Source organism: Butyrivibrio proteoclasticus (genome assembly GCF_900115735.1).
Lineage (GTDB): Bacteria > Bacillota > Clostridia > Lachnospirales > Lachnospiraceae > Butyrivibrio > Butyrivibrio proteoclasticus_B.
Genome location: NZ_FOXO01000018.1, coordinates 51,772 through 67,152, shown reverse-complemented (window position 1 = coordinate 67,152; position 15,381 = coordinate 51,772). Strand labels below are relative to the sequence as shown.

Sequence of the window (15,381 nt, the reverse complement as noted above, 5' to 3'; positions counted from 1 at the left end):
CGCAGGATAAATTATTCTATCCTGCGCCTTATCAATTCTAATATGCATTTTTATTTACGAATCCATACCGGATTGTTCCAAGCATTATCTTAAAATCAAAAGCCATAGTCCAATTCTCGATATAATAGATATCATAATCGATTCTTTTTCTGATGGATGTGTCACCGCGGTATCCGTTAATCTGCGCCCAGCCTGTAAGTCCCGGTCTAACCTGATGTTTTACCATATACCTTGGTATCTGTTCTTTGAACTTCTCAACAAACTGAGGTCTCTCCGGTCTTGGGCCAACAAGAGACATCTGCCCGATAAAAATATTAAAGAACTGCGGCATCTCATCAATACTTGTCTTTCTAAGGATTGCCCCAATTCGTGTGACCCTCGGGTCTCCTTTTGTTGTCCAACCCTTTTTTTCCTCAGCTTCAGTCTGAACCTTCATAGTTCTGAACTTGTACATCTTGAACGGAACACCGTTAAGCCCTATTCTCTCCTGTTTGTAGATAATAGGCCCCTTGCTTGTAACCTTAACTGCTATAGCCGCAGCCAGCATTAAAGGTGAAAAGATGATTATTGCAAACAAAGATCCTACAATGTCCACGAGTCTTTTGGCCACCTTATTAAATGAGTTGGTCAATGGTACATACCTGATATTGATAACAGGCATTCCCTGAACATCCTCAGTATATGGATTACTTGGAAAAAGAGATGAATAATCCGGGATAAACTTGGTGTGAACTCCCGATTTCTCGCACTGCGCAACAAGCTCTTCCAGTCTGTCATAGTCATCCAGAGGAAGCGTGATCGTTATCTCATCATAATTGTTATTTTCAAGGTATAGCCCAAGCTGCTCAATCTTACCGACAACCTTAACTCCATGGTAATTAGTTCCAAGAGGAACAAAATCATCCAAAACGCCGGCTATCTCATATCCCCATTGAGGATTATCAAGAATACGACTGATATAACCTTCTGCCGCTCTTGAGTATCCAACAAGCAAAACGTGTTTTAAGTTGTAGCCCTTTTTCCTTATATACCTCAGAAACTTTCTAAGAACAATCCTGAAAGCTGTTGCAAGTGTCACATTCAACACAGCAAATATGATCATCATGGATCTGGAAAAGTCGTTGTGCTTCAAAAGGAAAAGGATTACCCAAAAGCCAAGGATACCGGCCACGTTAGCTTTGACCACATCCATGAACTCGTCCCACATTCTGAGGGCACGTCGTGGCGTGTAAAGCTGAACCATATAATAAAGAATAAGGTACGCCGGAACCAAAAAATAAAGTGCCCTGAAGTATATCCCCATAGGCAGGTGTCCACCAGGTAACCTGTTACTAAATAGCTCAAACTTTATAAAATAAGACGCAACGTAAGAACCGGCTACAATAAGCCCGTCCGCAACTACATGCGCCCTGTTTAAATGAACCTGATTATCTTTTATCATAAAAATACAGCCCCAAACTTCCTGGCACAGTTAATCCACAGCTCCAGCTGCATCCTAAAACTGTTAAAGATTTCTTTTTTCCCAAATGCCACTCTTTTGTCGGCATTAACTCTAATCTTGGATAAGCCAAGGGCAAGCCCCTTTAGATGTGCTCCTCCAAGTCCCCTCTTTGTATAAAAAACATGCTTTATCAATATTCCTGCCAGAATAAGCGGCAAGTTTACAACTATCTGAAGGATAGGCATATTTTTATAAATAAAGTATAAATTATTTCCCGCAGTAAGTTCAACCTTAAATCTGTTATATCTTGAACCGCTTGTACCGCTTCCTGCGTGATAAACTATTGCTCCCGGATCACAGACGTTGATATACCCCTTTAATCTTGCTCTGTATCCAATGTCAATATCCTCAAGATAGCAAAAATGTGCAGGATCAAAAAGCCCAACTTCATTAAAAAGCTCTCTTCTGTATATGGCAGCTCCCGCACAGGCACTGGTCACAGGTTCAATGCTTGAAAAATACTTGTTATCCTTATCTCTTCCCGGAGAAAAGGCCCATCCCAAAGCACAATAAAGATCACCCGCATCGTCGATAAGGTGCGGCTCTTTAAACTGAAGCATCTTGGCCTGCGCACTGAAAATTTTCTTTTTCCTGTCCATAGTGGACACCAATCTTTCCAGCACATCTTCTGAGCAGACGGTATCATCATTCAGTAAAAAAACATACTCTGACATACAGGATTTTATGCCAATATTCACAGCATTGGCAAAACCGGTATTTTCAGGAAGAGCCACTAATGTTACCCTTGGATAATTATTTTTTATAAAATCCTGACTTCCATCCGTTGATCCATTGTCAACTATAAGTACTCTAAAATCCCTGAAAGTCTGCTTTTTCAAGCTTTCAAGGCAATCATTCAAAAACTTTTTTCCATTATAATTGGGAATTATAACCGAAACTTTTTCCATACGCTCTTTCCCTATATTTTCCTGACAATCTGTGGATCCCACATAACCCTTAAGCCATGCCTTTTCATTTCTTCCCCGATTTTTAAATTGATCTTAAGGATTTCTTCCTCTGTCAAACTATTAATTTTTTCAAGATATGCTGCTTTTCTATCAGCCTGAACACTATCAAGACCTGTATCAGCCACATCCTTTTGCAAGTCACTAAACGTATCCTCATACTCAAAACCTGCAATATCCTTAAACGACTGTGCAAACTCAGGTCTAAGTGCCATGCATCTTATGTCCACTGCATAGCAGTCCTGCTGTACAACAGCTTTATGCTGAAGGCCGCCACTATAACCAACCGGCAATCCATTAAATACTGAAGTACCGTCTTTTTGGTAAATTCCTCCGGCAACTCTGCCTTTTTTGTTTATTAGCTTACCGCCAACACAGCCAATATCTTTTCTCTGAAAAAAAATATCTTCTGAATAATTGACTCTGTAAAATCCAAGATGTGGAAGTTTAGCTATTTCCGCCTCCACTCCATACTTCCTTAAAGCATCGCCGATAGCAATCTTCCCTGCCTCATAAGCATACATTTTACTGGCAGGATTGGATGCTGTGGAACCTTTATGACATCTCCAATGATAAAGAACCTTATCAATGTGGGCAATCTGATCAGTAGCCATTGGCATTGACAGCGTTGCCTCAAGACAAGCTCTTAAAACAAGATCAAAATCCTGAGCTCCGTCATATTTTTTTCTAAATTTAAGTCTCTTTATTATATCAGCCCTCATTACTGTAAAATGACAGATATAATTATTGGACAAAAGATAATCCAAATTAAATGAAGGTTTTTGATGATGTTCATAATAAAGATTTTTGTGATCATCAAACTTATCTTCATCTGAATAGATAAGCCTGATGGGGCATGTCTGAAACTGTGTGAGGTGGTTTCTTGACATGCTCTTTTTTATCACTCTTGAAACTTCATATAGTGCATCCGGTGTAAGCAGATCATCATGGTCCAAAAGGCCTATATAATCGCCAACAGCTTTCTCAATCCCTCTATTGGTGTTTTCAGAAATACCTTCATTGGCACCAAGGTGATAATATTTTATCCTTGGATCTTCCTTCATATACTTTTTTACCAAATCAGATTCTACCGGTGAAGCATCTGCAAGGACCAGCTCCCAGTTCCCATAAGTCTGAGCGACTACAGAATCTATCATCTGACAAAGATATTTCTCCGGAGTATTAAAAAGAGGCACTACAATGCTAAACCGCAAAGCGCCTCCTGTTTCTGCCAGAACCTTGTACTCCTGCTTTTGCTCATTGAGTACCGCCTCTGACAATTCATTATATGTATATTTTTCTTTTCTATTTTCAGACAATCTTTCAATAGCAGCAAAGAATGCAGCCTTAGCACCATTGCGTTTCGCATATGCTATTGTTTTTTTTGCTGCATTCTTTATGCCCATAAATATCTCCTGAGTTTTAAAATGAAGAAGTTTTGCTCTCGGCTAAAGCCTCGCCAAAACACGTTCGCACTAGCCTCGATATTACCTCGTCAAGTGCTTTCAGCCAATTACAGCCTTAACCGCATTTGTGAGTTCTTCCTGAAGTTTGTCTGCATCAGCAAGGTCTTTACCCTTAACGCCCATGTAGAACTTGATCTTAGGCTCTGTGCCTGAAGGTCTTGCACAGCACCATGCATCGTTATCAAGTGCAAAGTAAAGAACATTTGATGTAGGAAGCCCTGTCTCGCCTTCCTTGCCTGTAGCCATATCAAGAGTCTTGCCTGTCTTGTAGTCTCTGAACTCTTCAACCTTCCACTGGCCGAACTCCTTAGGTGGATTGCTGCGAAGCTTATCCATAAGTGCTGCAATCTGCTCTGCGCCTTCCTTGCCCTTCATTGTGATTGAGTACTGACCTTCCTTGTAATAGCCATACTCTTCGTACATATCAATCATAGCATCCCATACGCTCTTGCCCTGCTTTTTGTAGAAAGCAGCAAGTTCGCAGAGACACATAACTGCAACAACAGCATCCTTATCTCTTGCGTGTGTTCCTGCAAGACATCCATAGGACTCCTCAAGACCAAATACATAGTTGTAAGACTGTCCGTTCTGCTCGAATAATTTGATCTGCTCGCCGATATACTTAAATCCTGTAAGAACTTCAATGTAATGGCAGCCATACTTCTTGGCAACAGTCTTTGCCATGTTTGTAGTAACAATAGTAGTAACAAATGCAGGGTTAGCCGGCATTGTATTTGTCTTTGTGCGCTCTCTTAAGATATAGTCACCAATGAGCATACCTGACATGTTACCAGTAAATCCAACATATTCACCTGTCTTTGTATCTTTTGCATAGATTCCAAGACGGTCTGCATCAGGGTCAGTTGCAAGAACAATGTCTGCATCCTTCTCTTTTGCAAGCTCAAGGGCAAGCTTAAATGCCTTAGGATCTTCAGGATTAGGATATTCAAGTGTTGTGAAGTCAGGATCCGGAAGTTCCTGCTCAGGTACTACGAACACATTCTTAAATCCAAGTTCCTTAAGAACTCTTCTTACAGGAAGATTACCTGTTCCGTGGAATGGTGTATAAACGATAGTGAACTTATCAGCCATCTCATCAATAACATCCTGATGGATGATCTGCTTCTTAAGCTCAACCATGTACTTATCATCAAGCTCTTCGCCAAATGAAACATAAAGACCTGCCTTAACAGCCTCTTCCTTTGGCATTGTCTTAACTTCATTGTAATCAGTGATAGCCATAACTTCACTGATGATTCCTGTATCGTGAGGAGGTGTGATCTGTGCGCCGTCCTCCCAGTATACCTTATATCCGTTGTATTCAGGTGGATTGTGAGAAGCTGTAACCATTACACCTGCAATACATCCAAACTCTCTAAGTGCAAAAGAAAGCTCAGGTGTAGGACGAAGGATATCACTTACATAAGCCTTGATTCCGTTTGCTGCAAGACAAAGAGCTGTCTCTTCTGCAAACTCAGGTGAAAACTTTCTGCAGTCATAGGAAATAGCAACGCCCTTCTTTGCTGCATCAGCTCCGCCGTGCTTTTTGATGTAATTAGCAAGACCCTGTGTAGCCTTTCTTACAACGTATTTATTCATTCTGTTTGTGCCCGCTCCGATAACTCCACGAAGTCCGCCTGTACCAAATTCAAGTTCTCTATAGAAACGATCTTCAACCTCATCAGCATTATTTCTGATGGCAAGGAGCTCATCCTTTGTCTCCTGGTCAAAATAATCATTGTTAAGCCAATACTCAAACTGTTCTGTAGCTTTACTCATATATCTTTCCTCCTAAATTTTGAAATTAAAACCGATAATATGATATACGAATTGCGTCGTTTCTTCGAAACTCTCGCAATTCTACAAATATCCGGAAACCGCTAATTTACTACGTAAATTGTTTATTTCTCATATTTGTTCGGTTCATAAAGTCAAAATGCTTAACATGCAAGCATGTACGCATTTTCGACTTTTGACGCCTCCATCATAATATTATATCACATAAAGCCGATTACTGTACTCTTAAGCTTGAATAGCCCTCTACATTTAAACTAAAATCACTTCTATCAAGTGAGAAGTTCGGATTGTAGTATGGATCACCCTTATCAAGTACTGCCTTCCATTTTGTTCTGAAGTGCTCTGACTCTGCCTCGTAGCGCTTTGCATTTTCACCTTCAAGGTCAAGTCCCCTTGACAATGACTCATAGTGATAAAGCTCGGCAAATGGAGTAAATACATTCAGATATCCCTTGTCACGAAGCTTTAAACAAAAGTCCACATCATTAAGACTTACTCTAAAACCTTCATCAAAGCCGCCAACCTCATCATATTTTGCCCTGCTCACCATAAGGCATGCGCCTGTAACAGCGCTGACATCCTGAGCATAGCAAAGTCGTCCCATGTATCCAAGGTTCATACCTGCCTGGCCATAATGTGAATGGCCTGCTGTTCTGTGTGCACCAAGCTTAAGCACTACGCCAGCATGTTGAATCTTTCTGTCAGGGAAATAAAGCTTTGCACCAACTGCTCCAACATCACTTCTCTGAGCGTACATAAGCAGCTCTTCCATCCAGTTAACCGTTATAACCTGAGTATCATTGTTCAAAAGAACTATGTATTCACCGGTAGATTTTGAAACTCCATAGTTTACAACTGCTGAATAGTTAAACGCCGGCTTTGAGCCATCCGCATTTAAATGAAGACCATTCTCGTAGAAATCAACCACCTTCACTATATCTTTTAATGAGCCATTCTTAAGTTCTTCGTAATAGCCCTTTATTTCTGAACCCTTGCTGCCATTCTCAACAACGATTATCTCGTAATTGTCGTAAACAGATTTCTCATAAATTGAATCTATACATCTCTTAAGGTCTTCTGCATGCTCACAGTTTGGAATTACAATGCTTATCTTGGGCGTTCCCACAACCTCATATGAAATCTTAAAGATTGTCTCAAAAGCTCTGGTGCTTGAAATCTTAAAGTGATCGTAACCGTGTCGCCTTAAGTGATCAGCAACCGCGCCCTTTGCAGCCTCAATGGCATATGGTTTTGCATTGATATCTGAAGCAACCGACCCCGCGTGGGATCTCCAGTAGTACAAAAGCTTTGGAATATGAACGATATGCTGCGCTCTGTCAGTCAGACGAAGAATCATGTCGTGGTCCTGACTTCCATCAAACTTAGTTCTAAAGAGTTCTGTTCCCTCTAAAAGAGTTCTTTTAAAAACACTGAAATGGCAAATATAGTTATTAGCCCTTAAATTGTCAATTGCATAATCAGGCTTAAAATGCATAGTGATCATCTTATTGATGTCATCACCCTTGAAGGTCGTCTCATCACAGTAAAGATAATCTGCCTTTTCCTCATTAATCGCCTTTACATACCAATAAAGAACTTCCGGATGAAGAATATCATCATGATCAAAAAGACCTATATATTCACCCTCTGCCAACTCAAGACAATGGTTGGTATTACCTGAAATACCCTCATTTTTCTCAAGCTTCATGTAACTGATTCTATTCTTTAATCTTTTTCCGGCTCCATTATCTAAATCCTTATCCTGATACTCCTTAACAATCCTTGACACAAGTTCAATATGTTCAGCATCAGAACCATCAGCAAGACAAAGCTGCCAGTTAGAATATGTCTGAGTCAAAACTGACTCAATCATGTCCCTCAAAAATTTCTCAGGAGTGTTGTATAAAGGCACAAGGATGGAAATAAGCGGTGCATATTCAAACCTTGTATTTTCCTGCTCTTTCCTGGTCTCTTCACTTGGAAAGCTTTCAGTTCCGTAGTGAGTCATTGCCTTTTTCTCAATCTGCTTGTACTTTATCTTGGCAATGACTCCTTTTAAAGATCCCTGATTTCTAATCCTGTCTCTTTGCCTGATCACCCAGTGCATGGTATTTCTGGCAGGAGTTGAAGCCTTCCATATGGGATTATTCTTAATCCTGTCCAGCTTAAACTGAAGCTCCTGATTCTTATCCTCAAGCTCAGCTATTCTGCTGGCCAGCTCTGCACTCTTAAGCTTTTCTTTCTCATATGCAGACTTAAAATCAATATCACTCATTACTACTCCTAAATCTCACTCTTTCACGTTAAGAATATTGGGTACCCAATTCACCAGTTTAAGGCGACTGGTCTTATCAACAGCAAGCATACCGATCTGATAATACCCCGGTGCAAGGTCACCTTTTTTTATCTTTACCTTGTACCCTGTCAGGTCAACGTTAACCTGATCCTGAAGTCTTATCATGATATCAGGCCTGTACCACGTGTAAAGAGGAACGGTATAAACCTTATTATCAGTAGGACCGGCGCCGTTTTCGTGCCTCTCCACAAGGCGCAAAAGAAGCTGCTTTTCAAAAATGGCATTATCAGAACCAATAACAAAACTATAGCCCTTTAAATAATACCCGGCATCATTGCCCTCAGCGGTAACACCATACAACCAGTTGTCTAAAGTTCCATTGTACTCACAACCAATCCTCAGGCACTGATCTTCTCTAACTCCTTCTATTCCATTTTCGTGCGATGTAATACGACTATACGGAATATCTTCAACCGGAGTATAATCCTCTTTCGGTATAATTGCAGAAATAGTCTCATCTTCAGTAAGATGCGGACTATAGAACGGATCAAAATTGTATAGATGCGAATGGCGTCTCATGAGCGTATCACCTTCACGCCCAAGCCTTTCCATCTTTTTGGGGTCAAGATTATCAATTCCCCTTGTAAGTGACTCATGATGATAAAGATAAATATGATTGCAGCAAACATTGTAGTAGCCTGCCTCTATCACAGAGTAACAGAAATCCACATCATTAAAAGCCACCTTCAGCTCCTCAGGGAAGCCTCCGATATCATTATATTTTTTCCTGCTTATCAAAAGACATGCTGCAGTAACACCAATATTGTTGTGAACACCTCTGTTATAGCCAAAATAGTGGTTCTTCACATCATGCATTTTCTGCAGTTTGTGAACAGGACCTCGTCTTACATTGGCTATTCCTGCATGCTGGATTAAATCTGTGTCAGGGTAAATAAGCTTTGCTCCAACGGCTCCCACATGGCCAAGCTGTGCCTGGGAAAGCATCTCACGAAGCCAACCATCCTTTTTAGCTTCAATATCATCATTTAGGAAAAGGAGATATTCTCCTGTTGAATTTCTCACGCCCTGATTACACATAGCCGAGAAATTAAACTCCTGAAGTTTATAAATATAGTTTATTTTAGTGAGGCCATTCTTACGAGAAATACGGCCGCAATATGCTCCGTACTTGATCCTGTTTGCAGCAGATGACCCATTATCTATTATCACTATTTCATATTTGATATTCTCATCACTTGTTGTCTCAATTATAGAGTCAACACATTGCTGGAGAATATCCGGATGATCCTTGGACGGAATTATAATACTGACTGTAGCAGGCTTTAACAGCATATGTTTTGAATTATGAAACGATCTTCCGTAAAAGACCTCCTGCTCACCACTTCGATGGAATAACACCTCATTGATATGACCAATTGGAAGTTCCATGCCGGTTCTTTTTGCAAAAGCCCTCTCATGAATTGCCAGCATACAAAACAGGACATCTGCTGCAAGAAGCGATGCCTCAAGTCCAATCTGCTCTGGTGTATTTTTTTTGTTGGAAACACCACCAAGCATCCTTACGGCATTATCATATTCCGTCGAAGCTGCATGCAGGGTTTCTGAACGGCATGCAAAAATGCTGCCTATATAGAAAGCATTCAAATAAGAGTCCGGAGACCAATCGGGCTTGAAATATGGGTGAATATATTTGCCTCTGGTTCCAATTTCATCTTCGTCTCCGTAAACTACATTGTGCTCCGGATGAGCAATAAAGTACTGCTTAATGACCTCTGCAGCTCTTTTGGTAAGTTTGCCCCTGTTGCTTGCAAAGATGTAGATAGTATTCGCATCACCATTAATACCGGATACGTCCCACACCTTGGAATAGGTAATTATCTTTACCTTTGGATCAGGCTTTTTGTAAGGCACAACCTCTCCTGTTTCCAGAGTCTCCATAATGACAGGCGCATCTGCCTTAACAACAGGCTGTTTTTCAATGGCTTTCTGCCATTTATCATAAGCTGAAGACTTAGCATTAACAGTTCTGTTGTATTTAATTACATTCAATTTTATCAGAGCACTTTTTGCCAGGTCTTTAAGCATTCCCCTTTATTTACTCCTCGTCGTCTTTATAGTATAACTCATCACGCTTACTGATTATCTTTTTCCCGATTTTTTTAATGATGTTCTCTTTTGGCTCAAATCCTGTCATCTGAGGAATCGAGTTTGCGATAGCATCTGCAGCATTCCTTGGAATCAAAGTCGTCAAAAGAGTCACCTTAAGATGATTTCTCTCCTGAATACTGAGTCTGTTGCTTGTAAGTCTGAACTCAATATTAGGGTCGTCACTGTTAAATACAAAAGAATCATCAGAAATCCACTGTCCATTGACAGGATATATATCTATATCAGCTCCGCCCTCTGAAATGGTAGTACCATTCCATGAAGCATCAACAATAGTCACCACACATGATGTAAACGCGGGATCAATTCGTATTACCTTACAATCAGAATTAACTCTGATATCAAGATTCACAGTATTTTTCTCATCATACTGCTCTTCCGGAAAAATTGATTCATCCTCAGAGTATCCATAGCCTTCATCAATGTAGATCTGGATAACATCCGCAGGTCTTGCCGCATTCTGTGCCTCCAAAGTCACTTCCTTAGGCACAATTACCTTTCGGCCTATTTCTTTCCAAATTTCAACCATAGACTTTCTGTTTCCGGTCACATATTTTTGGAAAGCATTCTCCTCATCAAGAAGAACCTGTATCTCTTTTTCAGTGATTCCAATCCTGTTAAATATAGGCTTTGGATCAAATCTCTCTCTTTTCCTGTCCTCTAACCTATAGCAATAAAGCGCTCTCCACATCTGCTCTTTTGCAGGGATACATTTACCATAAGTCCATTCATAATCTATTATAGTCCAAATAGGACCATTAACCATAATATTTGAGAAAATAAGGTCATAATCTGAGACCGGATAATTCTCTTTATACCTTATCCTGCGGTAGTACTCATTAATAAGAGCATAGAATCCTTCAATGTCATCCTTATCTATGTACTCATCAAGAAGGGAAGAAAGCGGAACGCCGTTAACAAAAGAGAAAATGGCGCAGCCCTCTTTTTCATCAAGCTGACAGTCATTAATCTCAAGGTCTCCGCCCCTGAATTTTTCAACAAGCCCAAGATAAGCATCTCTGATGCCAAAGACATGCTCTTTTGCCGCTTCAGTCAGTGGATACTTTTTGATAATCTTTCTTCCGGCCCTGTCAATTGCAATATCAGTACGGATCTTGAATTCATCCACTCTGTCATTGCTGTACTTACTGTATATGGTATCAACTCCCGGTCCTAAAATAACCAGGAAAGAATTTGCAAAATCCTGATACATGCCATCTTTAATCAGATCCTCGTAGGCATGTTTTTCATTAAAGAGAACCATTCGGTCTCTGTCAAAGTTTCTTACATTATCCTGAAGCTCTCCGAATTTCGGAAGATATGAATCTGAGTGTAAAAGAGTCATAAGCTTATAATCAGGATAAGGATAGTAGAAATGGTAATCATTCATTCCACATTTTTTGAAAATGTTAATGAGACCATTTCTGGTAAAAGTCTTGGCTACGCTGTCAGGTGAATACCCTTCAATTCCGGTAAAATAAGTGCCAAGATGATCCTCAGCACATCCCGCAAAATACTTTAGTCCCAGCCTGTTCTCAATGGCAATGACAATTCTACCGCCTCTTTTAAGATGTCTTGAAAGCATTCTCAAAAACTTCTCATAAGGATTATCTGTACCTATATAGCCCTGACCATATTCAAATACGCCAATCAAAAAGATGTAATCAAAATCTACAGGAAGATCAGGCTCAATGTCTCTAAAGTTGCCCACATGAATTGTCACATTAGAGCAATCCTGATTCCTGATTGCATTTATCTCAGAACGCCTTCTTGAAAGGTCACAGGCCACAACCTGGCCCGCCTTTGAAGAAAGCATCCCTGTTATAGCGCCACACCCCGATCCAACTTCCAATACTTTGGCATTAGGATCCATAGGAATCCACTCAACAATATTGGCTCTCTGGTCAGACAAATGATAGAGAATAGGCCAGTTTGCCCTTTCCTCTATGATCTTCTGATACTCTTCTTTTCTATAATTTTTAACAATATCAAGGAGGTCGTTCTCAATAGCTCCGTCACTATAAAGATCAACCCCTGAATAATGCTTAAAGTTAAGGGTAACTTCCCCGATTCTTATTTCTTCCTGCATTTTGCTCGTTCCTCTAATACTTGGGCTATTACTTCTTGGCATCGCTGACTTTGCATACGCTGTTCATATCATAGTATCCAACTGTATTCTTGTCGGAAACTACTGAAACGCTAAGAGCATCGTAAAGTCTGTGATAAACCGTAAAATCATTCTGCTCAAAACCTGTAACTCCAAAGCTAAGAAGATAATCTCCTCCTTGAAGTGACATATTCTGAGTAAAAGTAATATCCTTAACATCTCCCGCTTTTACAGGCTCTAAAAAAGCTTTTTCAACCATTGAATTGGTGCCTGTAATCTCAATACCCATAACATTTTTAAAGGTCATGGCAAAAATAGGAGCCGAAACATTTCTGTTAAACTTAACTCTCATGTGGACAGTAAAATCTGTTCCCTTAATGATAGAGTTTGTGCGAACATCCTTGTTGTCAGTGATGTAATACTCAGTGATAACCGCTGCCCCATCACCATACTCAAGAGCTTCAACATCCGAAAGCTCTTCCTGAGCATTTGTTTTTTCAGAAGCTTCTTTTGACTTATCAGTTTCTTTTTTAATCTTGGCTTCTGCTCTTTTATCAGCCGAAGCTGCCGCTTCCCTGATTGACTCATCATCTAAAAGATTCTCCACATCACTGCTTGGCAGCGGATACTGTCCAACAAGAACCTGTTTATAGATGTCGATCATCTTCTTGGGAGTTCCCTCGCCAAGTAGTACTCCCTGATTTAAAAGAACTGCTCTGTCACAGTATTTACTGATGCTTGACAGATCATGAGACACAAAAAGAATAGTCTTCCCCTTCTTTTTGAACTCCTCAAACTTGTGATAACACTTAGCCTGGAAAAATACATCTCCTACTGACAAAGCCTCATCAACAATAAGAATTTCCGGATCTATGTTTATGGCAACTGCAAAAGCAAGACGTACAAACATACCACTGGAATAGGTTTTAACAGGCTGATAAACATAATCACCAATATCAGCAAATTCAAGGATTGCATCCATCCTCTTTTCAATTTCTTCTTCAGAAAAGCCAATCATCATACCATTAAGGTAAATGTTGTCAATTCCGTTGTACTCCATGTTAAAACCTGCTCCCAGTTCCAGAAGAGCTGAAATATGACCGTCTACATTGACTTCTCCCTCTGTCGGAGAAAGAACTCCTGTAATTATCTTAAGGATAGTAGACTTTCCGGAACCATTTGTTCCTATGATTCCAACAGTTTCGCCTTTTTTTACTGAAAGGCTAACATTGTTAAGTGCTCTGTGCTCCTTAAACTTACCCTTACCGGCAAGTCCAAGAGAATCCTTAAGCCTGTCAATCGGTTTATCGTAAAGCTTATATATTTTAGTCAGATTTTTGACTTCTATAGCGATATCTTTATCCATACAAATCTCCGTTGTAATTAGTTATGATACTACGGATTGCTCCACTTAATTTCCGCAATCCTACAAACATACGATTTCATAGTATCATAACACGTCTGCGAAATGAGGCTTTGAGCGTTTAAATATGAGGGATCCAATGCAGAATACTGCAACTACAAAGATCCAGAAATATGTAGATGAATAGAAATGCTCAAAGAACCAGGTATCACCATAAATTGCATTTCTGTAGCCTTCCACAATATAAGTCATAGGATTGAGCTTGAATATCCACTTGTACTTATCCGGTACAATATCCAGATTCCAAAGAATAGGTGTAGCCCACTGGAAAAGCTGAAGTCCTATGTTGATTATCTGTAAAAGATCTCTAAAGAACACCACAATTGCGCAGGTTGCATAGCTTATGGACAAAACAAGAATAAACTCGCATCCCACATAGTATATAAGCTGAAGCCAATAAACACTTGGATAATAGCCATATACACATGCTATAAACAAAAGCACACATATGAAAAATACGTGGATAAACATTGCTGCAATTATCTTGATTATTGGAAGGATGCTTATTTTAAACAGCACCTTTTTAACCAAATAATTATATTCAAGAAGTGATGTCGTTCCGTTGGTAAGTGCCTCTGAGAAAAAGAACCACGGCACAAGGCCGGCAGTCAGGAACAAAACATACGGAACTTCAACACCATCAGATACAGCCTGTGCTCTTGACTGGAAAACCCTGTCAAAAACAATGTAATACATAACAACTGTAACTACAGGCTGGGCCAGCGCCCACACAATTCCCATGTAAGAACCGGCGTATCTTTTCTTAAAATCATTGATTGACAGTCTCTTTATGAGCTTTCTCGAATTGTAAAGCTCAACTGGTAAAACAAGAAGCCTATCATACCAAAAGAAGACCAGAACACAGCTAACACCTATCAAGATACAACCACATATCTTTTTAAGCATCTCTGTGTGCGGGTCTGCAAGAGTGTTCGTATGAAGAATAACTAAAAACGCCAGTGAAAGCGCCAGTACGTAGAAAATCCCCAAGCCTGTACGCTTGGGAAGTTTCTTAAGTCCCCTGATCAATACTCTTTAATTCCTTTCCACTTTGTATCTTTGTCTGAAAGGTCAATTTCTACTCCCTCAAGAAGTGGCCATTCTACTCCGATATCAGGATCGTTCCAAATAAGTCCGCCTTCGTCATTTGGATGATAGAAATCAGAACACTTATAAGCAAATTCTGCATAATCTGATAAAACGTAGAAGCCATGAGCAAATCCCTTAGGAATAAAGAACTGCTTCTTATTTTCTGCTGATAATCTTACACCAAACCACTTTCCAAATGTCTTGGAATCTCTTCTGAGGTCAACTGCTACATCGAATACCTCTCCATTTATACATCTTACAAGCTTATCCTGTGGGAATTCCTTCTGGAAATGAAGCCCTCTTAACACTCCCTTATGGCTTGCTGACTGGTTGTCCTGAACGAACTCTACATCAATACCTGCTTCAACGAAATCATTTTTATTGTAAGTCTCAACAAAATAGCCTCTTGAATCTCCAAAAACTGTAGGTGTTATAACCTTAAGTCCTTCGATTTCACATGTTTCTACTGTTATCTTACCCATTTTTAACTATCTCCATTTTATCAAAAAATAATTATAAAAAATCAATTTAAATCAGCATCAACAATAAA

The 15,381-nt window shown here is 39.8% G+C and carries 10 protein-coding genes; all 10 read right to left on the bottom strand.

The features are described 5' to 3' along the window. Positions 1 to 37: 37 nt before the first annotated feature. A complete protein-coding gene (locus BM146_RS11790; protein WP_074889114.1) occupies positions 38 to 1,441 on the bottom strand; it encodes an undecaprenyl-phosphate glucose phosphotransferase in 1,404 nt (467 codons plus the stop codon). Further along, on the bottom strand, positions 1,438 to 2,409 hold the full coding sequence (locus BM146_RS11785; protein WP_074889110.1) for a glycosyltransferase family 2 protein: 972 nt from the start codon (positions 2,407 to 2,409) through the stop codon (positions 1,438 to 1,440). The genes BM146_RS11790 and BM146_RS11785 overlap by 4 nt, the downstream gene beginning before the upstream one ends. Before the next feature lie 11 nt (positions 2,410 to 2,420). After that, complete coding sequence (locus BM146_RS11780) at positions 2,421 to 3,872, bottom strand: glycosyltransferase family 2 protein (protein ID WP_074889106.1); 1,452 nt, start codon at positions 3,870 to 3,872, stop codon at positions 2,421 to 2,423. A gap of 99 nt (positions 3,873 to 3,971) precedes the next feature. Beyond that, on the bottom strand, positions 3,972 to 5,711 hold the full coding sequence (locus BM146_RS11775) for a phospho-sugar mutase (protein ID WP_074889102.1): 1,740 nt from the start codon (positions 5,709 to 5,711) through the stop codon (positions 3,972 to 3,974). A gap of 232 nt (positions 5,712 to 5,943) precedes the next feature. After that, positions 5,944 to 8,004, bottom strand: coding sequence for a glycosyltransferase family 2 protein (locus BM146_RS11770; RefSeq protein ID WP_074889099.1), 2,061 nt, complete (start codon positions 8,002 to 8,004; stop codon positions 5,944 to 5,946). Between the two features lie 15 nt (positions 8,005 to 8,019). Continuing rightward, entirely contained in the window at positions 8,020 to 10,095 is a 2,076-nt protein-coding gene (locus tag BM146_RS11765; RefSeq protein WP_177201647.1) for a glycosyltransferase family 2 protein, read from the bottom strand. 46 nt (positions 10,096 to 10,141) lie between these two features. After that, complete coding sequence (locus BM146_RS11760; protein WP_074889094.1) at positions 10,142 to 12,301, bottom strand: class I SAM-dependent methyltransferase; 2,160 nt, start codon at positions 12,299 to 12,301, stop codon at positions 10,142 to 10,144. A gap of 28 nt (positions 12,302 to 12,329) precedes the next feature. Then, a complete protein-coding gene (locus BM146_RS11755; protein WP_074889091.1) occupies positions 12,330 to 13,685 on the bottom strand; it encodes an ABC transporter ATP-binding protein in 1,356 nt (451 codons plus the stop codon). Between the two features lie 84 nt (positions 13,686 to 13,769). Next, the gene (locus BM146_RS11750) at positions 13,770 to 14,771 is read right to left on the bottom strand and encodes an ABC transporter permease (RefSeq protein ID WP_074889088.1); all 1,002 of its coding nucleotides are present in this window, start codon (positions 14,769 to 14,771) and stop codon (positions 13,770 to 13,772) included. Continuing rightward, entirely contained in the window at positions 14,768 to 15,313 is a 546-nt protein-coding gene (gene rfbC / locus BM146_RS11745; protein WP_022774378.1) for a dTDP-4-dehydrorhamnose 3,5-epimerase, read from the bottom strand. Before rfbC ends, BM146_RS11750 begins: the two co-directional genes overlap by 4 nt. Positions 15,314 to 15,381: the final 68 nt, after the last annotated feature.